The 22,129-nt window shown below is 69.6% G+C and carries 20 protein-coding genes and 1 rRNA gene; 11 read left to right on the top strand and 10 right to left on the bottom strand.

Going from position 1 to position 22,129, the window contains the following annotated elements; all coding sequences use genetic code 11:
- Positions 1-8: 8 nt before the first annotated feature.
- Positions 9-125, top strand: a 5S ribosomal RNA gene (gene rrf / locus O1R50_RS24565).
- Positions 126-246: 121 nt separating this feature from the next.
- On the opposite strand, the gene O1R50_RS24570 is transcribed toward rrf, so the two are convergent.
- Both O1R50_RS24570 and O1R50_RS24575 read right to left on the bottom strand, forming a co-directional pair.
- Entirely contained in the window at positions 247-750 is a 504-nt protein-coding gene (locus O1R50_RS24570; protein ID WP_270112896.1) for a GNAT family N-acetyltransferase, read from the bottom strand.
- A 5-nt stretch (positions 751-755) separates the two neighbouring features.
- Positions 756-1,892: a hypothetical protein gene (locus O1R50_RS24575; protein ID WP_270112897.1), complete on the bottom strand. Its 1,137-nt coding sequence runs from the start codon at positions 1,890-1,892 to the stop codon at positions 756-758.
- Positions 1,893-2,118: 226 nt separating this feature from the next.
- Here O1R50_RS24575 and O1R50_RS24580 point away from each other — a divergent pair, with 226 nt between their 5' ends.
- The 7 genes from O1R50_RS24580 to O1R50_RS24610 all read left to right on the top strand — a co-directional run bounded on the left by O1R50_RS24580 (position 2,119) and on the right by O1R50_RS24610 (position 12,712).
- A complete protein-coding gene (locus O1R50_RS24580) occupies positions 2,119-3,288 on the top strand; it encodes a tetratricopeptide repeat protein (RefSeq protein WP_270112898.1) in 1,170 nt (389 codons plus the stop codon).
- Positions 3,289-3,426: 138 nt separating this feature from the next.
- Positions 3,427-4,971: a gamma-glutamyltransferase family protein gene (locus O1R50_RS24585; protein WP_270112899.1), complete on the top strand. Its 1,545-nt coding sequence runs from the start codon at positions 3,427-3,429 to the stop codon at positions 4,969-4,971.
- Between the two features lie 329 nt (positions 4,972-5,300).
- Positions 5,301-6,428, top strand: a complete 1,128-nt coding sequence (locus tag O1R50_RS24590; RefSeq protein ID WP_270112900.1) for a DNA glycosylase AlkZ-like family protein — start codon at positions 5,301-5,303, stop codon at positions 6,426-6,428.
- Between the two features lie 225 nt (positions 6,429-6,653).
- A complete protein-coding gene (locus tag O1R50_RS24595; RefSeq protein ID WP_270112901.1) occupies positions 6,654-10,046 on the top strand; it encodes a lamin tail domain-containing protein in 3,393 nt (1,130 codons plus the stop codon).
- Positions 10,037-10,720 (top strand): hypothetical protein, encoded by a 684-nt coding sequence (locus O1R50_RS24600; RefSeq protein ID WP_270112902.1) that lies wholly within the window; start codon positions 10,037-10,039, stop codon positions 10,718-10,720. Before O1R50_RS24595 ends, O1R50_RS24600 begins: the two co-directional genes overlap by 10 nt.
- Positions 10,717-11,556: a HoxN/HupN/NixA family nickel/cobalt transporter gene (locus tag O1R50_RS24605; protein ID WP_270112903.1), complete on the top strand. Its 840-nt coding sequence runs from the start codon at positions 10,717-10,719 to the stop codon at positions 11,554-11,556. The genes O1R50_RS24600 and O1R50_RS24605 overlap by 4 nt, the downstream gene beginning before the upstream one ends.
- A 235-nt stretch (positions 11,557-11,791) precedes the next feature.
- Positions 11,792-12,712, top strand: coding sequence for a DMT family transporter (locus tag O1R50_RS24610; protein WP_270112904.1), 921 nt, complete (start codon positions 11,792-11,794; stop codon positions 12,710-12,712).
- Here O1R50_RS24610 and O1R50_RS24615 read toward each other — a convergent pair.
- The 4 genes from O1R50_RS24615 to O1R50_RS24630 all read right to left on the bottom strand — a co-directional run bounded on the left by O1R50_RS24615 (position 12,709) and on the right by O1R50_RS24630 (position 17,234).
- Positions 12,709-13,866, bottom strand: coding sequence for a S1 family peptidase (locus O1R50_RS24615; RefSeq protein ID WP_270112905.1), 1,158 nt, complete (start codon positions 13,864-13,866; stop codon positions 12,709-12,711). The two genes, O1R50_RS24610 and O1R50_RS24615, sit on opposite strands and share 4 nt — an antisense overlap.
- A 289-nt stretch (positions 13,867-14,155) precedes the next feature.
- Positions 14,156-14,980, bottom strand: coding sequence for an NmrA family NAD(P)-binding protein (locus O1R50_RS24620; RefSeq protein WP_270112906.1), 825 nt, complete (start codon positions 14,978-14,980; stop codon positions 14,156-14,158).
- Positions 14,981-15,198: 218 nt separating this feature from the next.
- A complete protein-coding gene (locus O1R50_RS24625; RefSeq protein ID WP_270112907.1) occupies positions 15,199-15,873 on the bottom strand; it encodes a response regulator in 675 nt (224 codons plus the stop codon).
- Positions 15,870-17,234 (bottom strand): sensor histidine kinase, encoded by a 1,365-nt coding sequence (locus O1R50_RS24630; RefSeq protein ID WP_270112908.1) that lies wholly within the window; start codon positions 17,232-17,234, stop codon positions 15,870-15,872. Before O1R50_RS24630 ends, O1R50_RS24625 begins: the two co-directional genes overlap by 4 nt.
- Before the next feature lie 141 nt (positions 17,235-17,375).
- Between O1R50_RS24630 and O1R50_RS24635 the strand changes: the two genes are divergently transcribed.
- Positions 17,376-18,146, top strand: coding sequence for a DUF998 domain-containing protein (locus O1R50_RS24635; protein ID WP_270112909.1), 771 nt, complete (start codon positions 17,376-17,378; stop codon positions 18,144-18,146).
- Positions 18,143-18,310, top strand: a complete 168-nt coding sequence (locus O1R50_RS24640; protein WP_270112910.1) for a hypothetical protein — start codon at positions 18,143-18,145, stop codon at positions 18,308-18,310. The genes O1R50_RS24635 and O1R50_RS24640 overlap by 4 nt, the downstream gene beginning before the upstream one ends.
- 243 nt (positions 18,311-18,553) lie before the next feature.
- Here the strand turns inward: O1R50_RS24640 and O1R50_RS24645 are convergent, their stop codons facing one another.
- The gene (locus tag O1R50_RS24645; RefSeq protein WP_270112911.1) at positions 18,554-19,351 is read right to left on the bottom strand and encodes a phosphotransferase; all 798 of its coding nucleotides are present in this window, start codon (positions 19,349-19,351) and stop codon (positions 18,554-18,556) included.
- Positions 19,352-19,688: 337 nt separating this feature from the next.
- Positions 19,689-20,414, bottom strand: coding sequence for an SDR family oxidoreductase (locus tag O1R50_RS24650; RefSeq protein WP_270112912.1), 726 nt, complete (start codon positions 20,412-20,414; stop codon positions 19,689-19,691).
- Positions 20,415-20,500: 86 nt separating this feature from the next.
- Between O1R50_RS24650 and O1R50_RS24655 the strand changes: the two genes are divergently transcribed.
- The gene (locus O1R50_RS24655; RefSeq protein ID WP_270112913.1) at positions 20,501-20,857 is read left to right on the top strand and encodes a MerR family transcriptional regulator; all 357 of its coding nucleotides are present in this window, start codon (positions 20,501-20,503) and stop codon (positions 20,855-20,857) included.
- On the opposite strand, the gene O1R50_RS24660 is transcribed toward O1R50_RS24655, so the two are convergent.
- Positions 20,854-21,114, bottom strand: a complete 261-nt coding sequence (locus O1R50_RS24660) for a hypothetical protein (RefSeq protein ID WP_270112914.1) — start codon at positions 21,112-21,114, stop codon at positions 20,854-20,856. The two genes, O1R50_RS24655 and O1R50_RS24660, sit on opposite strands and share 4 nt — an antisense overlap.
- A gap of 246 nt (positions 21,115-21,360) precedes the next feature.
- A complete protein-coding gene (locus O1R50_RS24665; RefSeq protein ID WP_270112915.1) occupies positions 21,361-22,074 on the bottom strand; it encodes a siderophore-interacting protein in 714 nt (237 codons plus the stop codon).
- Between the last annotated feature and the right edge of the window lie 55 nt (positions 22,075-22,129).

Genomic DNA, 22,129 nt, shown 5'->3' on the forward strand with positions numbered 1-22,129 from the left:
CGGGTTTGTTTGGTGGTGAGAGCGGAAGTGACACACCCGGTCCCATTCCGAACCCGGTCGTTACGGCTTCCAGCGCCGATGGTACTGCACTCGAGAGGGTGTGGGAGAGCAGGACACCGCCAAACATCTACGTATAGGAAGCGCCCCACCGCAATGCGGTGGGGCGCTTTCGTGTATCCAGAAGTTGTCTTGAGCGCAAAGGAAAGGCCGCGACCCAATGGGTTGCGGTCTTTCCTCTTTGCCGGGTCATGGCAGCGTTCGAGTCAGCCATACGATTTCGCCGCGGTCGTCGGTCGTGACATGGTCGCGTTTGAATCCGATTTTGTCGAGGACTCGAAGCGAGGCGGTGTTCCAGGTCCGGACGGTCGACCATAGGCGCGTGCGGCCGGTTGCTGCGGCAGCCTCGAGGACTGCTCTGGCAGCTTCGGTGGCGTAGCCGTTGCCGTGGACGCGGGCGAAGAGCTCGTAGGCGATCTCGGGCTCGTCGATGGTGGCACGGCCGACGACCAACCCGCAGTAGCCGATGAAGTCGCCTTCCACTCGTCGGCGGATCGGCAACGCGGCGATACCTGTTGCGGCCGTGCTGGCTATCGCACCAGTGATGATCTCCCGGGTCGCTTCGAGGGTCGGGGTTCCATCGCCGCGCTCGGCATGGAGCGCGCGGAGGTCATCGACGTCCGACTCGGCGAAGGGCCGCAAGGTCAACCGTGCGGTCTCGAGCCGGGACGGCATCGGCTTGTAGGAGGTCATAGCCCTTAGACGTACGGGCCGTCGAGGTGTTCGCCGGCGTGTTGGCGGTACCAGAGGCCCCGGTAGCAGCGCCAAGGTTGCGGGCGGAGCTGGGTCGGGGCGAAGATCTGCTCGAGGAGGCGCCGGGCTTCGAGGAAGAAGTCGAGGCGTTCGTCAGGCGCGGCAACGTGCTGCGAATCGTCCACCGGCGTTTCGGCCGGAAGGATGGTGAGCGAGGGCCACATGGTGGTCTGCTCGGCGAGCGGCAGGAGCCAAGCGCGCATCTCGTCGAGCGGTTCACTGCCGACGGTGTACGTGAAGGAGGTCCGGTGCCCGGCTTCGCGGGCCGCGGCGAGGATCTCCGAGAGGCGTTCCGACTGGTGGCTCGTGGCCGGGACCAGGGGGTCGGCGGCCGCGGCGTCCTCGGGGACGGTCGGTTCGGCTTCGGCTGCGGGGCCGTCGTCTTCGAAGGTCTCGGTGGTCAGGAAGAGCAGGACGGGTCCGACCTTCGCGGCCAGCTCCGTGAACGCGGTCTCGCTGTGCAGGGCCGGGGTCAGGACGCCGAGCGTCGTCGACTCGGGGAGGCCCTCGGCTGTCATCGCTTCGCGGACCGCGACGAGGTGCTCGACCACGAGGGCTTCGTCGTGGACGCCGCCGGCGGAGAGTGTGACCTCGTCGAAGAGGTGCGGCTCGCCGTCGTCGGCCAAGTCGGAGGCCAAGGCCTGCAACAGATCCCGGTAGCACTTCACCAGTTCAGCGGTTTCTGTGCCGGTCTGCAGGAGCAGGGTCGCGGCGGTGCCGTCGGCGCGGAGGTAGCCGCGGACCTCTTCGCCGGGCTCGGCTTCGATGATCTCGGCCACCGGAGTGCCGTCGACGCAGAGCTCGCTCAGACCGTGCTGAGGCGAGGACGGGTCGACGTGGGCGCGGAGGCTGAACGGCGAAGTCGCGCGGTCAGCGGGCAGGACCAGCATGAACTCTTCGTCTTCGGAGTTCAGGCGAAGGCGCATGCCCTCGGAGTTGTTGCCGCGCAACCCGTACAGGTTCAACGCGATGAGCAGGAGTTCGCTCCACTCGAGGTCGTGCCGGACCGCGAGGCGCCGCCAGCGGTGCACCGTCGAGGAAATCGGCCCGGCTGAGTCAGCAGGCTGTGTCGGCTCTTCCATGACCAGTTCCGATCTTTCCTCTCGTCCCCACCGCAGTCACTCCACGGTACAAGAGACTTGGCCGTACAGGTGGACGCGGTCCACCTCTATGCTAAGGGCGTCGGGAGACAAAAGCACCTGTCGTGAGCACCGGCACGCGGTTCGAGTCCCTGAAGCGGTGCGGGTGTTCGTCCGCTGACCTGTCTGCTGTGCTGTTGCGGTGCCCCCGAGCGATCTGGAGTCGGGAATGAGCGATGCCGCTGAACCGTCCGAGGCCCCCTCACCGCGCGCCCGCGGGCGAGTCCTGCAGGCGGTGAACAAGACCTGGCCAGGGTTCATCTCCGGCGCCGTCGAGGGGCGGGCGCGGGAGCTGATCGACCAGGATCAGTACGAGGAGGCCGCCGACGTTCTGGAGAAGGGCATCGTCAAGTACGGGCCCGCTTCGGTCTCGCAGGTGCTGCTGGCCTGGTGTCTGCATTTGAGCGGGCGCAATGAGGCCGCGCTCGAGTGGGTGGTCCGGGCCGTCGAGGAGGAGCCGGACGACGAGGACGCGCACTGGCTGCGTGCGAACGTCCTGTTCGACCTGGGGCGCGCCGACGAGGCGTCGGCAGCGCTGTGGCGGGCGGTGGAACTGGCGCCGGACAACGGCCGCTACTACATGCAGTTGGCCTGGTTCCACTACGTGGACCGGGAGTTCGCCAAGACGCGGGAGCTGGTGGACCAGGCGCTTGAGCGTTCTCCCGACGACGCCTGGGTGCAGCAGACGGCCGGGCGGATCTTCGACTACCACTTGCGGCACAAGCGGGCCCACACGCATTACGTGCGGGCGTTCGAGCTCGATCCGGACGATGCCGCGGTGCGGGACGACCTGGCCGAGATCCTGCAGACCCGGGGGCGGTTGAGCGCGGGCGTGCGGGTTGCTTGGGAGACGGCGAAAGCGGCCGCACCGGCGGGCGGCGATGCGGCCGTCGCGGCCGCACCGGCGGTCCGCGACGAGGAGAGCCTGTACGAGGTGATGCTGCGGCGGTGGTCGTGGCGCTGGTACGAGCGGGCGCTGCGAATCGCCTTGCTGCTCAACGTGATCGATTGGATCTTCCCGACGCCGTTGCCGGGTTCGGCGGTGTTGGCGGGCTTGACGGTGGCGGCGTACGGGGTGGTCTGGACGCGATCGTTGCTCGAGCTGCCGCCTGAGTGCCGCCGTGACCTGGTGGGCAAGGGCCGGCGCGGGAAATTCGCGGGGGCTTTGGCGCGGATCGTGGTGGTGTTCGCCGCGATGGGTCTGGTGCTTTGGGGTGAACTGAGCGCGTTGCAGCACTTGGGGTTGGTCGCCTTGCTCATCGCCGGGTACGCGGAGTGGTACTGGAGGGCCGCGCGGATCTCGGGACGGCGGGCGTTCGGGGCCGATCCGGACCGGTAGCGGGCGTTGGCAGGTTTCTACTAGCCGACCGGCAAGGTAGGCTACTGGACGTTGCAAGAGCGCGGACCTGCGTTCGACGCGCATCGATCCCCCGAGCGGGCCGTTTCGCGGTCCGCTGGTCGCGCAGAAGGAGGCCCCGTGGTCGATCAGGGTATGGTGTGTTCGGTCGATCCGCTCGTCAGCGGCATCGGACGCGAGGTGCTCGCGAACGGCGGCAACGCCGTCGACGCCGCGATCGCGGCGGGTGCGGCCCTGACCGTGGTGGCCCCGCACCTGTGCGGGCTCGGCGGCGACCTGTTCGCGCTGGTCCACGTACCGGGCGAGCCGGTGCCCGCCTATCTGAACGCCTCCGGCCGTGCCGGTTCCGGCGCGGACCCTGAGGGTCTTCGCGCCGAAGGCCATGCGGCGATGCCGTTCCGGGGTGACGTTCGGTCGACGACAGTGCCGGGCTGCGTGGACGGCTGGTTCGCGATGCACGAGCGATACGGGACGCGGCCGATGCCGGAGCTGCTGGCCCCGGCGATCGCGCTCGCGTCGGGCGGCTGGCCCGCGACGGCGATGCTCGCCAAGGCGGGCGGGACCCTCGCGGGTGTCGCGGGCGCCGAGGACCTGGTCGGCCTGGACGCGGGGTCGACGGTGCGACGCGAGCGGACCGCCGGGGCGCTGCGCGCGGCCGCCGAGGACGGCAGGGACGGGTTCTACCTGGGCGACTTCGGACAGGGACTGGTCGAGCTGGGCAAGGGCTTGTTCAGCGAGGCGGATCTGGCTGCGTCCCAAGCGAACTGGGAGGAGCCGCTGAGTGCCGAGGCCTTCGGGCACCGGGTGTGGTCGGCGGGGCCGAACTCGCAGGGGTACCTGCTGCTGCTCGCGCTGGCGATCGCGGACCGGCTGGGCTTGCCGAGGGACGCGGGCGACCCGTTGTGGGCGCACTACCTGGTCGAGGCCTCGCGGCAGGCCGGGTACGACCGACCGGAGCGGTTGTTCGAGGGCGCTGACGTATCGGATCTGCTGGCGGCGGCCGGGGAGCGGGCGGCGCGGATCAGCGCGGACCGGAAGGCCGAGGTGCCGGTGCGGCAGTCGGCCGGTGGGACGACGTACATGGCGGTGCTCGACGGGAACGGGATGGGCGTGTCGTACATCCAGTCGAACGCGGCCGGGTTCGGGACGTGGCTGTTCGAGCCGCGCACGGGGATCGGGCTGCAGAACCGGGGGACCGGGTTCAGCCTGGAGCCGGGGCATTCGGCCGAGTTCGGGCCGGGGAAGCGGCCGCCGCACACGCTGGTGCCGGCGTTGGTGACGCGGACGGACGGGTCGCTGCGGCTGGTGGCGGGTTCGATGGGCGGCGATTCGCAGCCGCAGATCGTGGCGCAGCTGATCGCGCGGGTGCTGCACGGCGGTGAGTCGGTGGAGGCCGCCGTCGGTGCGGCGCGGTGGCGGCTGCACCCGGGCGAGACCGGGTTCGGGACTTGGACGGGCGAGTACGAGATCGACGTCGAGTTGGAGGCCGGTCGGCCTGAGGCTTGGGCTTCCGGGTTGGGCGAGCGCGGCTTCGCGGTGCGGGATGCGGAGGCCGGGAGTGGTTTCGGGCACGCGCATCTGATCGAGGTCGGCGAGGACGGCCGGGCCGAGGGCGCGGCGGACCCGCGTGCGGAGACGGGAACGGTGGCCGTCGCGCCGAACTAAGGCGCTTGGGCGGAGGGGCGCTCGGGTGCTGGTGGTTCGGTCCTTGGAGCTGCGGGCCGGGTTCGGAGCCTGGGCCTGGGTGTGGGATCTCGTGTTGGGACCTGAAATCTGGAGCCTTGGGAGTCGGCGCGCGTCCGCGCGCTGGCGCTGGCGCGCGCGTAGGGCATGCCCCTTCCCGCCCGCATCCGCCTCCGACCAACCGAAAAAGACCACACTCCCCTACGGGTGCGACATTCGGGAGAGGCGAGCGGCGCTCGGCTTTTCGGGTTGTCGGTGGGCGGTTGTACGGTCTGGGGTGACCGTTGTCGTGTTGGGAAAGGACCGGAGCTGTGCCTGAGTCGTTGCGGCTTGCCGATGCCCGTCGGATCGCCATCGCCGCGCAGTTGCGGCCCAAGGCGACCAGGTTCAAGACCGTGCTCGAGCGGCTCGGGTGCATCCAGCTCGACACGATCTCCGCCGTGCGCCGCGCCCATGAGCTCACGCTGCTCGCCCGTGACCTCGACGTCGACGAAGCCGTACGGAGCCTCGACCGGCGCCGCAGTCCCGTCGCGTTCGAGTACTGGGCGCATGCGATGTCGCTCCTGCCCGTCTCGGCCTGGCCCTACCTCGCGCGCCGCCGCAAGAACTGGCGCGATCGGTACCAGGGCGACTCGCTCGCCGTCGCCGAAGCCGAGGTCCTCGCGCTGCTCGCCGAGCGCGGTGCGATCACCGTGTCCGACTTCCCTTCCGGTGCGATGCACCGCGACCGGGGCACCGGGAACATGGGCGACAGCTGGAACCACCGCACCGACCACAAGCACGCCGTCGAGCGCCTCCTCTGGTTCGGCGAGGTCGCCTGCACGCATCGGATCGGCTTCAAACGCGTCTACCAGCTCGCCGAGCTCGCCATCCCCGCCGAACACCTGTGGGACGCCGACGACGAGGAATGCTTGCGCTACATGGTGTCCACGGCCCTGCGCAACCTCGGCGTGGGCACCACCAAGGACATCGCCGACTACTTCCGCCTCAAGATCGCCGACACCGAGCGCGTGCTCCGCGAGCTCGAGGTCGAGCAGGTCGCCGTCGAGGGCTGGAAGGGCCGCTCCTGGATCGATCCGCAGGTGCGCCGCACCCGCCTGACGGGCGCCGAGCGGGCGGTCGCGGTGTCGATGTTCGACCAGCTGGTGTGGCTGCGCGAGCGCATGGAGCGCCTGTGGGGCCACGGCTGGAAGATCGAGATCTACGTGCCCGAGCCGCAGCGCACCTTCGGGTACTACTGCCTGCCGATCTTCGTCGGCGACGACCTTCCGGGCCGGGTCGCGCTGCGCCGCAGCAACGGCGACCTCGTGGTGGAGGCCGTGCAATGGGACGACGCCCGCGCCGATCGGGAGCACCTGCGCGCCGCCGTCGACCGGGCCGCGTCGTGGGTGAATGCCGAGGTGCAGTGGAAGGCCGAGGTGCAGACGCTCGCCTTCTAATGGAGCCCATCGGATCCCGTTCACCTTGATTGTCCAAGATGGAATCGGGACACGCCGGTCAGACCAGGCATTGTCTCAGAGTTGACAGGCGTGCAGTGTGGACGACCCTTACGATTCACGCGTGATTCACACTCCTCCGACACGCTCCGTCATATGACCCCGTACCCCCGGTTTCACCGAAATTGGCGCATACCCGCCCTTGCCCTCGTCCTCATCACAGCGCTCGTGCTGTCGATCCTCGCGTTCAAGACCACTCCGTCGGCCCAGGCCCAGGGCGGCGCGCAAGTGCTCATCAGCGAGGTGAGCAACGCGGGTCCGCGCGGCAGCGCGGACGAGATCATCGAGCTCACCAACTACGGCGACGCCCCCGCCGACCTCACCGGCTGGCAGGTGTACCGCTGCGCGGCAACGGGTTCGCGCTCGTACGACCCGCAGCTGCCGCCGTTCGACGGCGTGATCGTGGGCCCGGGGGAGACGTTCCTCATCGCGAACGCGGCCGGAACCGTGGAGGCGGACGCCTATTACGAAGTGAGCCTCGCGAACGACGGTTTCGGGATCTGGCTGGAGGACGGGGCGCGGAACCTCGTCGACGCGGTGGCCGTCTACGCGGCGCCGGGCGACAGCGACTGCGCGTTCAGCGACACGCCGCTGCCGAACGACCTCAACGGTTTCCGCAACCAGACCTGGCAGCGGACCGGCTTCACAGGAGTCCTCGCCGACGACTGGGTCAAGGCCGCGCGCACAGCGGGCGAGCCGAATGCGACCGAGGGGGACGGCGGACCCGCGGGCGGTGACGTGCTCGTCTCGGAGCTGGTGAACGGCGGCCCGGCGGGCGGGTCGGACGACTTCGTGGAGTTCGCGAACTTCGGCGGCGAGCAGGTCGACGTGAGCGGCTGGAAGTTCTACCGCTGCTGGGGGAGCGGCCGCACCGACGACAGCAGCCTGCAAGCGACCTTCCCCGCGGGGACGGTGCTCGACCCGGGCGAGGCCTTCGTCGCCGCGCACACATCGGTGTCCGTGCCGAGCGGGGTCGGGAACGTCCGGTACTCGGTGAGCCTCGCGAACGAGGGCTTCGGCGCGATGCTGGTCGACGCGGACGGGACGGTCCGCGACTCGGTGGGCGTCTACGAGGCCGACGGTTTCCACCAGCCGCCGACCGGGAGCCCGTGCACGCAGGGGCGGGCGCTGCCGAACCGGCTCGACTTCGGATGGAACCAGACCTACCAGCGCGTCGGCGACTCCGGCGACAACGCCGCCGATTTCGTGAAGGCGTTGCGCACCTTGGGTACCGCAGGTGACACCGTGCCGATCGAGGACCCGGAGCCGGCCGACAACGGCATGCGCGTGAGCGAACTGGCGAACGCCGGTCCCGGTGGCGCCTCGGACGAGTTCTTCGAGCTCGCGAACTTCGGCGAGAACCCGGTGAGCCTCGCCGGCTGGCGCGTGTACCGGTGCCAGGAGGACGGCCGCCGCGCCCCGCTCACGCAGATCCCCGAGATCGAAGACGTGGTGCTCGACCCGGGCGAGACCTTCGTGTCGGTGCACACCGGTTCGAAGCTGTTCGCGGACGGCGACTACGACGCCGCGTACTCGGTCGGCCTGGCCCTCAACGGGTACGGGGTGATGGTGCTCGACGCGGAGGGCCGCCCGGTCGACGCGGCGGGCGTGTACAGCGCGATGTACAGCCCCTGCACGCAAGGCCTGTCGCTGTTCAACGTCCTCGAATCGGAGTACGGCGACTCGTTCCAGCGGCTCGGCGCGACCGGATACAACGCCGACGACTTCGTGCCCGCCCCGCGCAGCCCCGGGTCGCTGCCGGAGGACCTGCGGGCGCCGACCGACTTCACCGACGAGGAGCTCGCCCCGGTCACTGTCGACGCCGCGCCGAGGCCTTTGGGGCCCAGCGTGAACGGCGAGGTCCTGGACGGGCCCGCAGCCGAGTTGTCCGCGACCGCCGAGCACACCACCGGTGAGGCGAGCACGATCGCGTTCACCGGCGGCGCCGCCATCGACCTGAACCCGAGCGCCTCGAAGGTCTTCACCGGGATCACGGACGCGACGCCGCCCGCGACCCGCGAGATCGCCGGCGAGGAGGAGGCCGCCCTCGACGGCGAGCCGATCGTGACCGAGACGGTCGACGGCTTCCCGTTCCAGCGCTTCGAGTTCAAGACCGACGACCGGCAGTGGCGCGACTTTGAGATCACCTGGTCCGGCACGTCGACCGGCACGAGCGAGCTGCAGATGTACGCCTGGAACCACCGGGCGGCGCGCTGGGACCTCCTCGACGCCGACGGCGGCCTCACCGGCGGGCAGATCACGCTGACCGGCACCGTCGCCGTCGGTTCGCAGGTGCGCGGGGGCCGGAACCTGGACGTCCTCATCATGGACGGCCCCGAGACCCAGACCGCGTTCTCCGATGACCCGAGCGAACCGAACCTCGCGTTCAAGGACGCCGCCGAGTACGACTTCTCGCTCGGGTACGTCACCGACACGCAGTTCCTCACCGAGGGCTACCGGGACGCGTACGCGGAGATGTCCCGCTGGATCGCCACGAACACCGACGCCCGCGGCATCGCCTACACGGCGCACACCGGGGACTTGATCCAGAACTGGCTCAACGGGAACAACGCGACCGAGCGGGCCGTGGACGAGTACGAGTTCGCGTCCGACGCGATGGGCGTCCTCGACGAGGCCGGCGCGCCGTACGGGGTCACGCCCGGCAACCACGACACCAAGTGGGGCCGCGAGGCCGACCTGTACAACCAGTACTTCCCGGACGAGCGCTACGAGGGGCAGGACTGGTACGGCGGGGCCTGGAAGGAGGACGACGCGCAGAACCACTACGACGTGATCGAGGCCGACGGCGCGAAGTTCCTCTTCCTCTACCTCGGCTACTACGCGGGGGAGGGCTCGATCGAGTGGGCGAACGAGGTCATCGACGCCCACCCCGACCACAACGTCGTGTTCGCGACCCACGAGTACCTGAACCCCGACGGGTCGCTGTCCACACCGGACAACTACCGGTGGACGTCGATGGCCGACCGGTACTGGAACGAGATCATCCTCCCGAACGACAACGTGTTCATGGTCCTCGCGGGGCACCACCACGGCGTCGCCCTCAACATCAAGCGCGACGTGAACGGCGTCGAGGGCCGGATCGTGGTCGAGATGATGGCGAACTACCAGAACTTCACGGACCCGAACGGCCGCTTCAACGCCGGGTTCCTGCGGCTCCTCCAGTTCGACCTCGACGCCGGGCTCATGGCCGTCAACACCTACTCGCCGCTGCGCGAGGAGCACAACGCCTGGGAGTACAAGCCCGCCGACCTGCCGTACGCGTACGACGACGCCACCGACGAGTTCGTGGTCGAGGTGGACCTCAACACGAGCTACGACAAGCGGATCGCCACGGATCTGATCGCCCCGCACGCCGCCGCCGAAGCGATCGGGTCGGGTTCGGCGGGCGATGGCGAGACGATCGCGGTCGCCTGGGACGACCTCGCGTACTGCACCTCCTACGTGTGGACGGCCGACGCCGCGGACGCGAACGGGCGCACCGCCCGGTCCGCCGCAGCGTTGTTCGATGTGCCCGGTCGCGGTGGGCGCGAATGCGACTGATCATCCGGGGACTCGCGGTCGCCGCCACCGGACTTGCTTTCCTCGGTCTGGCGGTGCCCGCGGGCGCGCATCCGCTCGGCGACCCGCAGACCGTGCACCTCGCCGCCTCCGGGAACGAGGTCACGGCCCGCTGGTCGGCCCCTCCTGACGACCTGCTGGTGCTCGGATCGGTCACCGGGGTGCTCGCCGACCGGCGCGAGTACGTCTTCGACCTGGGCGCCGGCGGCGAACCCGAGCCGGTCGGCGACAGCGACGCCGACAAACTCACGGCCGCAAGGGAAGTCGCCGAATACTTGAGCGAGCACATCACGGTCGCGCAGGACGGTCGGGAGTGCCCGGCCGAAGTCGACCTGGAGGGCCTGACCGAGGACGGCGCGGTGCTCGTCTTCACCTGCGACCGCGAGATCGCGACGGTCGACGTCGCGGTCACGATGCTCACCGACGCCGATCCGGCCTATCGAACGGTCGCCTTCGCTGACGGCGGCACCGTTGGCGGCAAGAGCGAACAGCAGCTGTACTCGGCTGAAGCGCCCACTGCCACTTGGCATTTCGATGCTCGTGCGGCGGGCGGCGCGGACTGGCCGATGGTCGCCGCGATCGGCGGCGTCCTGGTGCTGGTCGTCGCCATGTCCGTGGTGGGACTGCGGCGGCTCCGTTCGGCGGCACGGCGGTGAGCGGCTTCGACTCGCGACTGCTCGAGGCTTTCGACAGTGCCGCACTCGACTACGCGTTGTGGCCCATAGCGATCGGCATCGCGCTGCTCGTCGGTGCGGCGCACGCGCTGCGGCCGGGTCATGGCAAGACGCTCGTTGCGGCCTACCTGGTGGCGGAGCGGGGCCGGTGGATGCACGCGGTCGCGCTGGCGGTCATCATGGCCGGGCTGCATACGGTTTCGGTCCTGGTGATCGGACTGGTGTGGTGGGCGGTGGCGGGGGAGCGCGCCGGATCGATCGAGCCGGTGGCGGTGTGGGCGCGTCTGGCCGCCGCATTGCTGGTGCTCGGGGTCGGGGCGGTGGTGCTGCGGCGGCAGTGGCGGTCGTTTCACCTGCGGCGCAGTCAGTCTCACGACCAGGCGCACAGCGGCCACCGGCACGGTGGCAATCGTGCCAACGTCCGTCACGACCACGGTCACGATGAAGAGCACGGGCATCACCATCGCCCGCTGGACGGCGTCGAGCCGTGGTCGTGGGCGGGACTGCTCGGGATCGCCTCCGCCGGGGCACTCGTGCCTTCGCCCGCGGCGTTCCTCATCCTCGTCTCGGGCCTGTTGACCGGACGGGCCGCCCTGGCGGTGGTCATGGTGGCGTGCTTCGGGATCGGGCTCGGCGTGACCGTGCTCGCGGTCGGGTTCATGGTCATCAGCGGACGGGAGTGGCTGGGCCGCAAGGCGAAGGCGAATCGCCCGCTCGCGCGGTTCGGTGCGCTGGCACCGCTGCTCGGCGCGGCAGTGGTCGTCTGCGGCGGTCTCGTGCTCTCGGCGAGTGCCTTGGCGGCGATCGTCGCCCCGTGAAGCGGCGCCGAGAGGTCCGAGGCTTGGGCTTCCGGATTGGGCGCGCGGGGCTTTGCGGTGCGGGATGCGCAGGCCGTGTGGCGCGGTGCGCGAGCTGACGTTGCCGGGCACGCGCTACCGGAAAACGAGACCGCACTCGGCGTCGAGGTCGCGGTTGCGGCGAAGGCGCGCGCTGATCGGGGCTTGACCTGCGGATTCGGCCATCACCGTCTCCGTTCGGGCCTATCGTGGAGATATGCAGCCGACGCGCGACCGGGCCGCGCTCGCCGCCTTCGCGGGCGCGACCCTCCTCGCCGGCGGCAATGCCGTCGGCATCAGGTTCAGCAACCGCGAGCTCGACCCGCTCTGGGGCGCGTCGCTGCGGTTCGGCGCCGCCGCGCTCCTGCTCCTCGCCATCATGGCCGCACTGCGGCTGCGCTTCCCGCGAGGAAAGGCGCTGGCGGGGACGATCGTGTTCGGGGCGCTCAACTTCGGGGTGTCGTTCTCGCTCGCGTACTACGTCCTCGTCTACATCCACGCGGGCCTCGGCCAGACCCTGCTGGCGCTCGTGCCGCTGGCGGCGCTGCTCCTCGCCGTCGCCCAGGGCCAGGAGCGGTTCCACGTGATGGCGCTGGTCGGCACGCTCGTCGCCGTGGCCGGTGTGGCGGTGGTGTCCCAGGCGCCGCTGCGCGCCGACGTGCCCGTGCCGGTCCTCTTCGCGGCCTTGGGGGCGGTTCTCTCCTTCGCGGAGTCGGCGGTGCTCGTGAAACGCCTGCCGGAGGTCCACCCGGTGACGATGAACGCGGTCGGCATGGCGGCCGCGGCGGTGCTGCTGTTCGCGGGTTCGCTCGCAGCCGGGGACCGGTGGGTGCTGCCGGAGGTCGCGGACACGTGGTGGGCGCTGGCGTACGTGGTGGTGGCGGGCTCGGTGCTCACGTTCGTGCTGTATCTGACGGTGATCCAGCGGTGGGGCGCCTCGCGCGCGGCGTACGTGTTCGTGCTGATCCCGCTGGTCGCGATCGTCGTCTCGGCGTGGCTCGACGACGAGCCGCTCACCCTTTCGCTGCTGCTCGGGGCGCCGCTCATCCTCATCGGCGTGTACGTGGGCGCGCTGCGCGGGCACGAACGAAGGGGCCTCCCTTCCGGAAGGCCCCCAGGGTTATTCGGTCGACGCTAGGTGGTGACGAGCGTCAGGCCCCATGCGCTGAGGGCCGGGCCGATCGGCTGGAAGTAGGTCGTGCCGCCGGAGGAGCAGTTGCCCGAGCCGCCGGAGGTCATGCCCTGCGCGCTGTTGCCGGAGATGAACGAGCCGCCGGAGTCGCCGGGCTCGGCGCACACGTTCGTGCGGGTCATGCCGTACACCGCGCCTTCGGCGTAGCGCACGGTCTGGTTGAAGGCCTGGACGGTCCCGCAGTGCCAGCCGGTGGTCGAACCGGAGCGGCAGATGGAGGAGCCGACGGCGGCCTGCGTCGCGTTCGCGACGTCGCGGGTGCCGGAGTACATGTTCACGTCGTCGTAGAGGGTCTCGCCGCTGCCGACCGCGACCCAGGCGCGGTCGGAGGACGGGAACACGGAGTTGCGGAAGGTGCCCGGGGCGGCCTCGCCGCTGGTGACCTGGTCGCCCGCGGAGCCGCAGTGCCCGGCGGTGACGAAGCCGGGGGTCGAGCCCTGGCGGACCGAGAAGCCGACGGAGCAGCGCCACGAGTTCTCGACGATGTAGGAGTCTCCGCCGCGGACGAAGTACGTCTGGGGCGCTTCGGCTTCGGCGTCGACGGTGACGAGCGACGGGTCGATCCCGGAGGCCTCGATCAGGTCGGCGGCGGTGGCGGCGTCGGCGGTCTCGATGACGAGGGTGTTGGCGACGACGTCGACGTAGTTGCCGTAGTAGCCCTCCATCGAGATCGGGGCGACCGCGGCGGCGGCATCCTCGAGCGCGGCGAGGTCGTGTTCGACGAGGACCGGGGTGGCCCCTTCGGCGCGCAGCCCGGCGGTGTCCGAGGCGTCGGTGGTGGCGACGAAGATCTCGTCGGCGTCCTCCGAGACCCACAGGCCCGCATAGGATTCGTCGAGGTCGGCGGGAACCTCTTCGAGGAGGTCGGCGGCGACGTCCTCAACGGCGAGGCGGTCGTAGGCCTCGGCCTCGGTGAGCCCGAAGGTCTCCTGGAGCTCGTCGATCACGCCTTGGGAGACGTTGCCGGTGAGGTCGGCGCGGGCCGCTTCGGCCTTGGCGTCGAGGATCTCGGCCGAGGCGGGTGCGGCGCCGGCGGCCAGGGTGAGAGCGGTGGCGATGGCACCGGCAGCGGTGACTGCAAGTGCGCGTTGGCGATTCATGTGATGCATGCCTTTCGGGTGAGGGCATCGGCGGTCGTCGGGGAAGGCGATCGCCATGGCAGGCCGGCGACGTCCGCTGGTTGCGGACGAGACCGAGATGATGGTGAGCCGTGCCATACAAGGAGACTAGGGCCAAACGGGAAAAAGTTAAAGATGCAAGTAATTCAGTGAATATCAACCAAAGTGGTGTGTTGTTTCAGGATTGTCAAATAGCCTGTGAATTCACAGAATTACCGGCAAAAAGGGGCGCAACCGCAGATGCAGTTGCGCCCCTTCGGGTCTTGTGGACTTACCGGAACGCGTCGGCGTTCGCGCTCGCCCAGTCGGCGAACGTCAGCGCAGGGCGGCCCGTGACCCGCTCGACCGTGTCCACCACCGTCCTGCCCTCCACGGGCGTGTTGCCGAGCGCCTCGGTGAGGAACGCGATCACGCCCTCCGGCATGCCCTCACCGCGCCACTTCTCGTGCGCCTCTTCGACCGTGAGCTCCACGAACTCGATCTCGCGACCGATCGCCTCGCCGAGGACGCGGACCTTCTCCTGCATCGTGAGGACCTCGGGACCGGTGATGACCAGCGACTCGTCGTCGTAGCCGCCCTCCAGCAGGACCTTCGCGGCGACCGCGCCGATGTCGGCCGGGTGGACCATCGCGCTGAGCCGGTCGCCGAAGGGCTCGCGGATCCTGCTGTCGGCCTTGACCGGCTCGGCCCACCACATGGCCGCGTTCGACATGAACTCGACCGGGTGGAGGTAGGTCGTCTCGATCGCGCTGGCGGCGAGGGCCTGCTCGAGCGGGCCGGTCGCGACGCCGCCGAGAACCGTGGCGCGGCGGACCCCGGCCGCCTCGGCGAGGGCGACCAGCGCGTCCGGGTCGGGCAGCGCGCCGTATCCGGCGCCCGCGAAGTTGATGAAGTGGACGGCGTCGACGTCCTTGAAGGCGTCGGCGAGGGTGTCGGGGGCGGCGAGGTCGCCGACAACGATTTCGACGCCTTCGGGAAGGGCTGCTTCGGGATTGCGGGTGAGGGCGCGGAGCTCGACGCTCGGGTCGAGGGCCTTGAGCTGTTCGATGACGTTGCTGCCGACGTTGCCGGTGGCGCCGGTGATGAGGATGCGCATGGGGTTCTCCTTGTTCGAAACTCCGGAACGGAATGACATGTTCCAATAATAGCAGAGCGGAATAGTCTATTCCAATAGGGTGTGGCAAGTTTCTTCTTGCGCAGGTCAGGGGCGCTGTGGGGTGGATGGGGCTCCTCGGGAGGCAGGCCGATCAGGGTGCTGCATGGACGGGCCAGCGTTGTCGGCCACGTTTCGGCCTTGCTCCGGTGTCGCGGGGTCTATCGCTCCCGGGGGTCGCCGGCGGTGATGAGGCCGGTCTCGTAGGCGCAGACGACCGCTTGGGCGCGGTCGCGGAGGCCGAGTTTGCTGAAGACCTTCCCCACATGGGTCTTCACCGTCTGCTCGGATACGAACAGGGCCTTGGCGATCTCGACGTTCGACAGGCCCCGCGCGATCAGGCGCAGGACCTCTTCCTCGCGCGGGGTCAGCGCGTCGAGTCTCGCGGAACGCCGCAGTGCGGGTTTCGCCTTGAACGACTGCTCGATGAGCCGCCGCGTCACCGAAGGCGCGAGCAGCGCGTCGCCCGCCGCGACCACCCGCACTGCTGCGATGAGGTCGCCGGGCGGGGCGTCTTTGAGCAGGAACCCGCTGGCGCCCATGCGGAGTGCCTCGTAGACGTAGTCGTCGAGGTCGAAGGTGGTGAGCATCAGGACGTGCGACCGCCGCTCCTCGGGTGCGGAGAGGATCCGCTTCGCCGCCTCGAGTCCATCCATAACGGGCATTCGGACGTCCATGAGGACCACGTCCGGGCGCAGCCGCGTCGTCTCCGTCACCGCGCCCACGCCGTCCTCGGCGTCGCCGACGACCTCGATGTCCTCCTGCGCGTTGAGCAGCGCCGCGAACCCGGCTCGGACCATCGCCTGGTCGTCGGCGATCAGCACCTTGATCGTCACAGGATCTCCTCCGTGGTCGAACGGTCCTCGATCGGCAGCACCGCGTGCACGCGGAACCCGCCGTCGCCGGTCGGCCCGGTCTCCAGCGCCCCGCCCTCGAGCGAGACGCGCTCGCGCATCCCGACCAGGCCGAGCCCCTGCGAATCGGGTTCCACCCGGCGTTCCGCCGGTTCGCGGCCCCCCGGAGCCGGGCCGTTCACCACCGTAACCGTGACCTGCCCGCCGACGGCGGCGACATCCGCCCCGGTCCGCGCACCCGGCGCGTGCCGGACCACATTGCTCAACGCCTCCTGCACCACCCGGAACACCGTGAGCGCCACCGTCTCCGGCAGATCCTCCGGCAGCCCGCCCAACCTGAGCGACACCGGCGTCCCCGCCCGGTCGACCGCCTCCGCCAGGCCCCGCAGCGCCTCCGGGCCCGGCTGCGGCGCCCGCGCACCCGCCTCGTCTCCGCTGCGCAGCACCCCGAGGAGCCGCCGCATCTCCGCGAGCGACTCGCGCGCCTGGTCGCTGATCGACCGGAACTCCGCCTTCGCCTCCTCGCTGAGGTCCGCGAGCCGGTACTCCGCCGTCGACGACTGCACCGTGATCACCGACATATGGTGAGCCACAATGTCATGCAGCTCGCGCGCGATCCGCGTCCGCTCCTCCAGCAGCCGCCGCTGATGCCGCTCGGCCTCGGCGACCTGCTCCTCCTCGGCCACCCGCTTCCGGGCCTGCCGCCAGATCCGGACCGTGAAACCGATCAGGAACGCGAACGCGCCGAGCAGTGTTCCCAGCGTCAGGTTCTCAGAGGCGAGGCTGCCGCTCGGCAGAACCGCCGACGCGGGCTGAGGAGTGAACAGGCCCATGTTCGACGCCCAGACGGTGTAGGCGCCCGCCAGGAAATACGAGACCCAGGCGGCCACGCCGACCCAGGCCCTCCGGTCGCGGCCGAGCGCGAAGAGCACCACGAGGGACGCGAACAGGTTCGTGGTCGTGAGCGGCCAGGGTTCCCAGTTCTCGACGAAGGCGCCGAACAGGGTCGCCGCGAACGACGCCATGACCAGCGCCCAGGCCTCGAACGGCCGGAAGCGGGCGAGGATCACCGCGGCGCCGGTGGCCGCAGCCGGGAGCGCGGCCCAGGCGATGCCGTAGTCGGCCCGCAGCACCTGGTTCTCGATGGCGGCCAGCATCAGCCCGAACGGCACCGAACCGGGCCCGAAGAGCGCCAGAGTCGTAGCGAATCGCCAACGCCAAGTACCGTTGCCGACCGGCCCGGCGGCGATCAGGTAGCTGAGGAGGATGCGAGCCGGTCGCGGCTCGGCCAGCTCGGCCTTGTTGCGCCTGGACTTCTTGGTCGGCTTGGTATCGGGCTTCACGCCACCAACCTATGCCGCACGCGGCCTGCCCGCCTCACTCCCGGGTGCGGTCCTGGGCGCGCTTCTCACCCCACGGTATGAGGCCCGAATCCACGCCGCGGATTGAGGGAACCGCACCTCGGCGCTCCTACCGTTCGCCGCATGATCCACAACCTGTCCCGTTCGCGCGCAGCCGAAGTGACCGCCATGGCCGCGGTCGCGGCCAGTCAGGCCGGTTTCGCGGTGATGCACCTGACCCAATCCGACGCGGTGAACCCCGTGGCCACACCGGTGTCGAGCTACGCCCTGACCTGGCCCGGGATCGTCCTGTTCCCCGCTTCGGTCCTGGCCTTGGCGCTGGCGTGCGCGATCCTCGCCGGGCGCGGGGTCGGGCTCGCCCGCGAGGGCTTCATCCGCTTCCTTCTCGGTTCCACGGCGGTGATGCTGCTGTGCGCGGCGATCTTCCGCACCGGCACGCCCGAGTCGGGCCTCACGTGGTGGGCGCAGATCCACCGCTACTCCGCCGGGGCGGCGTTCGTGCTGCTCACGGTGGTCGCGGCACTGTGCGCGATGCGCATGAAGGACGCCGACGTGCCCGACTGGGTGCGGCGGGGCACGTGGTGGGTGACCGGCCTGTCCGCGCTGACGTTCCTCACGACGACCGTGAACACCTTCCTGCCGGGCTTCCTCGACGGCGGCGACTGGCGCGGGGTGGGGCAGCGGGTGCTGCTCGTCGTGCTCTCGGCGCTCGTGTGGATCCTGGTCGCGAACTCGATCAGGGCGAGGGCGACGGTTCCGGCTCGGACGGCAACGCCCGCAATGACTGCCACTGCTGGGCGGGTCCCGGTCGGTGAGCGGTCCGCGGACACTTCGGGTGTGGCCGTCGGCCAGGTCGGCGACGCAGTGCCCGCGCTGGCGGGGACGCGGTCATGACCGGGTTCGGGCGGTTGCGGGCCCGCTGGGGCAGGGCGCGGATGGCGATCGGGAAGTGCGGCGAACTGCGGCGGCACGGGCCGGTCGGGGTGTGGAGCGGCGGCGCGGTCTTCCGCCGCGGCGAGCAGGCCCCGCCGGGGCCGTCCTTCGGCAGCTGGTTCTGAGCCAATCGCTAGGCGAGGTGCTTGCCGACTATGCGGAGGACTATGGCGAGGAAGTCGCGTCGCGAGTCAGGGTAGCAGTCGACAAGGGCAGCGCGGCGGGGTAGAAAAGGAAGGGAGAGCTCCTGGAATCTCGATTGGCAGAAGTAGCTTTCGCCGTTCTACCAGGAGCTTCTTTACTCCCTCAACCCGATGGCATGCTGAACCCGTTGCACTCCGACCACTCACGGATGACAGGCATCGTCGTCACTGAACGAGCTTGAGAATCGCTTCCATGACCGGCGCATGGCGATCCGCCAGCGATGCGTCCCACGCGTTACGCAGGTGGAGCGTGACCATGCGGAAGGTCAAGGCGCGCACCAACATCTGGTTCCACTCCTCGATGTTCCGCCCTGCCACCTGCAGCAGCTCGATCGAGGCGCCATGCCAGCACACGGCATCCACTGCGGCGATTGCGGCACCGAGACCGGCCGGTCGCCAATACACGGCCCAGTCGATGATCGTCGGCGGCTCCCCTTCGGCGAAGAGGACATTGCCGAGCAGGTCACCATGGATGAGCTGCGATGGCGACTCCACCGGTCGAAATGCTGCCGCAAGGCGTTCGAGCATCACATCAGCAGGCAGGGACTCCTCTTGCCAAGCGACGCGGTCAGCGCGAGCCCACGGGTCGTCGTCAGCGTCGATGAACGCCGGGCGAGATAGGCCCGAGATCGCGTGATGGAATGCGGTCCCTGCCCTGACGACGTCCAGGACGCGTGACTGGTCCGCAGCGCCGGGCACCCACTGCAAGGCTTCCCAACCATCTACGACCCACTGGCCAGATACGGCTCTGATGGGACGCGGCGTCCGGAACTCCGCCGTGTGCACAAGACTTTCGAGCACACCTGCTCGCCAGTTTGCCCCGTCCCCACCCGCGGTCGGGCGCACCACCACCGGCCCAGCTCGCCATGTCAGCCCCCGGCCGCCATCGAGCTTCTCAGGTTTCGCCTCTCCGCTGCCGAACGCGGCAAAGACCGCATTCGATGGCCTTCTCTGCGCTGTCACGCAAGCAGGTTAGCGATCCTCCGAGGCCCGACATCTGCGGACCCACCAGGGCTACCTTGATGTCCGCCAACGGGAGTCAGCACGAGGCCACCAAACGTAGCGCACAGCAAGCAGATTCACTCAGGATGAAACGGCCTCAATGAATGGCGCATCCGGGTCGGTGACTGGTGCGTCATCTACGAAATTCGGGATGGCCGTCTCGCCGTACTCGTCGTGAGTCGGCCACCGCTGCAAGGGCTACAAGGGGAATTGATGTGGCCCTGCGCATGCGCAGGGCCACGACGCCGCCTACGATCCGAAGCCTGGGAGCGGGTTCGTTCTCCTCACGCGGTGATGATCACGTTTGCGGCGCAGACGAGACTGCGGCCAGCTCCGGGTAGATGATGCTCGGGTCGGCGTTCAGGACCGCCTTGAGCTCCACGGTGACCTGGTCGGCCAGGATCTCCAGGGCACCGGATTCGATGCCGTCGAGGCCGACGCGGGCGATGTCGGCGGGGTCGCTCTTCTCCGCCTCGATCTCGGCGAGCATGTCGGTGTCGATGCCGCCGACGTGCAGCCCGGTCACCTGCGTCCCCTGCGGTGCGAGTTCGAGCCGGGCCCCGTTGGTGAGGCTCCACGACGCGGCCTTCGCCGCGGAGTACGCGTGCCCCATCCCGGCCGAGCGCCAGGACAGGATCGAGAGGATGTTGAGGAGCGCCCCGCCGCCGTTCGCGCCGAGGACCGGTGCGAAGGCCCGCACCATGTTCAGCGTGCCGAAGAAGTTGGTCTCCATCTCCCGCCGGATCGCGTCCTCGTCGCCGTCGACGAGGTTCGCGAACGTCGCGATGCCCGCGTTGTTGATGAGGATCGTCGCGTCGGAGGCGGCCTTCGCGGCCGCCGCGACCGATGCGGGGTCGGTGATGTCGAGCTGCACGGGCTCGACTCCGGGAAGGTCGACGGATTCGATCCGGCGCGACCCGGCATAGACCTTGGCCGCGCCGCGTTCTAGGAGTTGCCGCGCGAATTGGCGGCCCAGGCCGCGGTTGGCGCCGGTGACGAGTGCGATTGATCCTTGGATTTCCATGTGGTCGAAGCTATGACCTCACGCCGGCGTCAGGGGCAAGCGACAGTGGCAGACGCCACATCGATCGAGGACTCGGGAGGGCGCGGATGCGCATCGGGGAACTGGCCGAAGCGACGGGCGCGACGGTTCGCGCCATCAGGTACTACGAGGAGCAGGGGCTCCTGCGGCCCGAGCGGACCGCGAGCGGCCAGCGGGTCTACACCCGGGACGATGTCGACCAGGTCCTCTGGATCCGGGCGATGCTCGAGAACGGCCTCCCCAGCCGGGCGATCGTGAAGCTCCGCCGGTGCAACAGCGCCGACGAGGTCACCCCCGAGCAGCGGGCCGTCATCTACGAGGAGCACGCCCGCATCGAGGCCGAGTACCGCGCCATCGCCGCCACAAAGGACCGGTTCGCGACGATGCTGGCGTTCATCGGCGACGGGCCGGGACGACCCGGCTAGATCGAGTTCGCGTACTGCTCGAACGTGTCCGAGCCCCCTTGGTAGAGGGTGAGGGCCTCTTCGAGCTTCTCCTTCGCCTGCTGCCATTGGGAAAGCGCCTCGCCGGGCATGGAGCTGCCGGTGTCCTGGGTGGCGGCGGTGCCGGCGCCGATCGCGTTGTCGGTCTGGGACTGGGCGCCGCCGATCGCGCCCATCGCCTCCTGGACCTGCTCGATCGCGCCCTGGATCTGCGACTTGATCTCCGCGGTGCTGGCCATGCGACCTCTCCTCGCCTCGGAATTGCTGCTGCCGCACCCACCGTAGTGGACGCGGGGCGCGTTTCAGGGTCGGCGCGTCGAGGTCCCGGGAGGCGCCGGGATTCACGGGTTCACGTGCGTCTTCGTTGAAGGCGGGGACTGCCGCCGCCGGGTCGTGTCCTCATCGGTTGGGGGAGCGATCCGCCAGTGCCGCAGCGAAAGCGGGCGGGTCCGGGCCGGGGGCCGCCCGCCTCCGTGCTCACCGGTCTACGCGCGCCAGTAGGCCATGGAGTGCATGCGGTCCTTGGGGATGCCGATCTCCTTGCGGGCGAAGGTCGTCAAGGCCCGGGTGGATTTGGCTTCGCAGGCGATCCAGAAGTACGTCCTGGCCGTCGCCTTCGCCAGTTCGGGGAGGTCTTCGCGGACCCGGCTCACCAGGGACTCGCCGTCGTCGGCTCGGGGGATGAGCCTGAGGTCGTGCCGGTCGGTGGTCCGGTGAGGGAGTTCGTCGTCGTCGGCGGTCTCGAACCAGATCGTCGCGGGGGTCTCGGGGAAGGCGTCCAGAAGGGAATTGACGGCCGGGAGCGAGGCGGCGTCGCCGACGATGAGGAGGCGTTCCGGCTCGGGGTCCGGGGGTTCGAAGCCGGTGCCGTAGACAGTGGCCTGGATGGCGGCGCCCGGTTCGGCCTGCCGGGACCAGTCGCTCGCGATGCCCTGGTGCAGGGCGAACTCGATGGCGAAGGTGCCGTTCTCGGGATCGGGGTCGACGATCGTGTAGGCGCGCTGGTGCGGTCTGCCGTTGTCGTCGAACCACAGGCGGACCCACATCGTCGGGTGGAGCGGCAGTTCGGCGAGGAGGCCGCCGTCGGTGAACGTGAGGCGGCGGTAGTGCTCGGTGACCTGCGTCGCGCCGGTGACGGTGAACGTGAAGTCCTTGGCGCGCAGCAGTTTCAGTACCGCGCCCTCCCAGCCGTGTCCCATGTCCGATCCCCTCGCATCCCGGTGACGATGAGTGCTCCTATGATTAGGTTAGACT

It is taken from the genome of Glycomyces luteolus (assembly GCF_027622875.1).
GTDB classification, from domain to species: domain Bacteria; phylum Actinomycetota; class Actinomycetes; order Mycobacteriales; family Micromonosporaceae; genus Glycomyces; species Glycomyces luteolus.

Excerpts from the sequence above, each read along its gene's own strand:
- O1R50_RS24570 (WP_270112896.1), bottom strand. The coding sequence starts at position 750 with ATGACCTCCTACAAGCCGATGCCGTCCCGGCTCGAGACCGCACGGTTG.
- O1R50_RS24575 (WP_270112897.1), bottom strand. The coding sequence starts at position 1,892 with ATGGAAGAGCCGACACAGCCTGCTGACTCAGCCGGGCCGATTTCCTCG.
- O1R50_RS24580 (WP_270112898.1), top strand. The coding sequence starts at position 2,119 with ATGAGCGATGCCGCTGAACCGTCCGAGGCCCCCTCACCGCGCGCCCGC.
- O1R50_RS24600 (WP_270112902.1), top strand. The coding sequence starts at position 10,037 with ATGCGACTGATCATCCGGGGACTCGCGGTCGCCGCCACCGGACTTGCT.
- O1R50_RS24610 (WP_270112904.1), top strand. The coding sequence starts at position 11,792 with ATGCAGCCGACGCGCGACCGGGCCGCGCTCGCCGCCTTCGCGGGCGCG.
- O1R50_RS24615 (WP_270112905.1), bottom strand. The coding sequence starts at position 13,866 with ATGAATCGCCAACGCGCACTTGCAGTCACCGCTGCCGGTGCCATCGCC.
- O1R50_RS24620 (WP_270112906.1), bottom strand. The coding sequence starts at position 14,980 with ATGCGCATCCTCATCACCGGCGCCACCGGCAACGTCGGCAGCAACGTC.
- O1R50_RS24635 (WP_270112909.1), top strand. The coding sequence starts at position 17,376 with ATGATCCACAACCTGTCCCGTTCGCGCGCAGCCGAAGTGACCGCCATG.
- O1R50_RS24640 (WP_270112910.1), top strand. The coding sequence starts at position 18,143 with ATGACCGGGTTCGGGCGGTTGCGGGCCCGCTGGGGCAGGGCGCGGATG.
- O1R50_RS24650 (WP_270112912.1), bottom strand. The coding sequence starts at position 20,414 with ATGGAAATCCAAGGATCAATCGCACTCGTCACCGGCGCCAACCGCGGC.
- O1R50_RS24655 (WP_270112913.1), top strand. The coding sequence starts at position 20,501 with ATGCGCATCGGGGAACTGGCCGAAGCGACGGGCGCGACGGTTCGCGCC.
- O1R50_RS24660 (WP_270112914.1), bottom strand. The coding sequence starts at position 21,114 with ATGGCCAGCACCGCGGAGATCAAGTCGCAGATCCAGGGCGCGATCGAG.
- O1R50_RS24665 (WP_270112915.1), bottom strand. The coding sequence starts at position 22,074 with ATGGGACACGGCTGGGAGGGCGCGGTACTGAAACTGCTGCGCGCCAAG.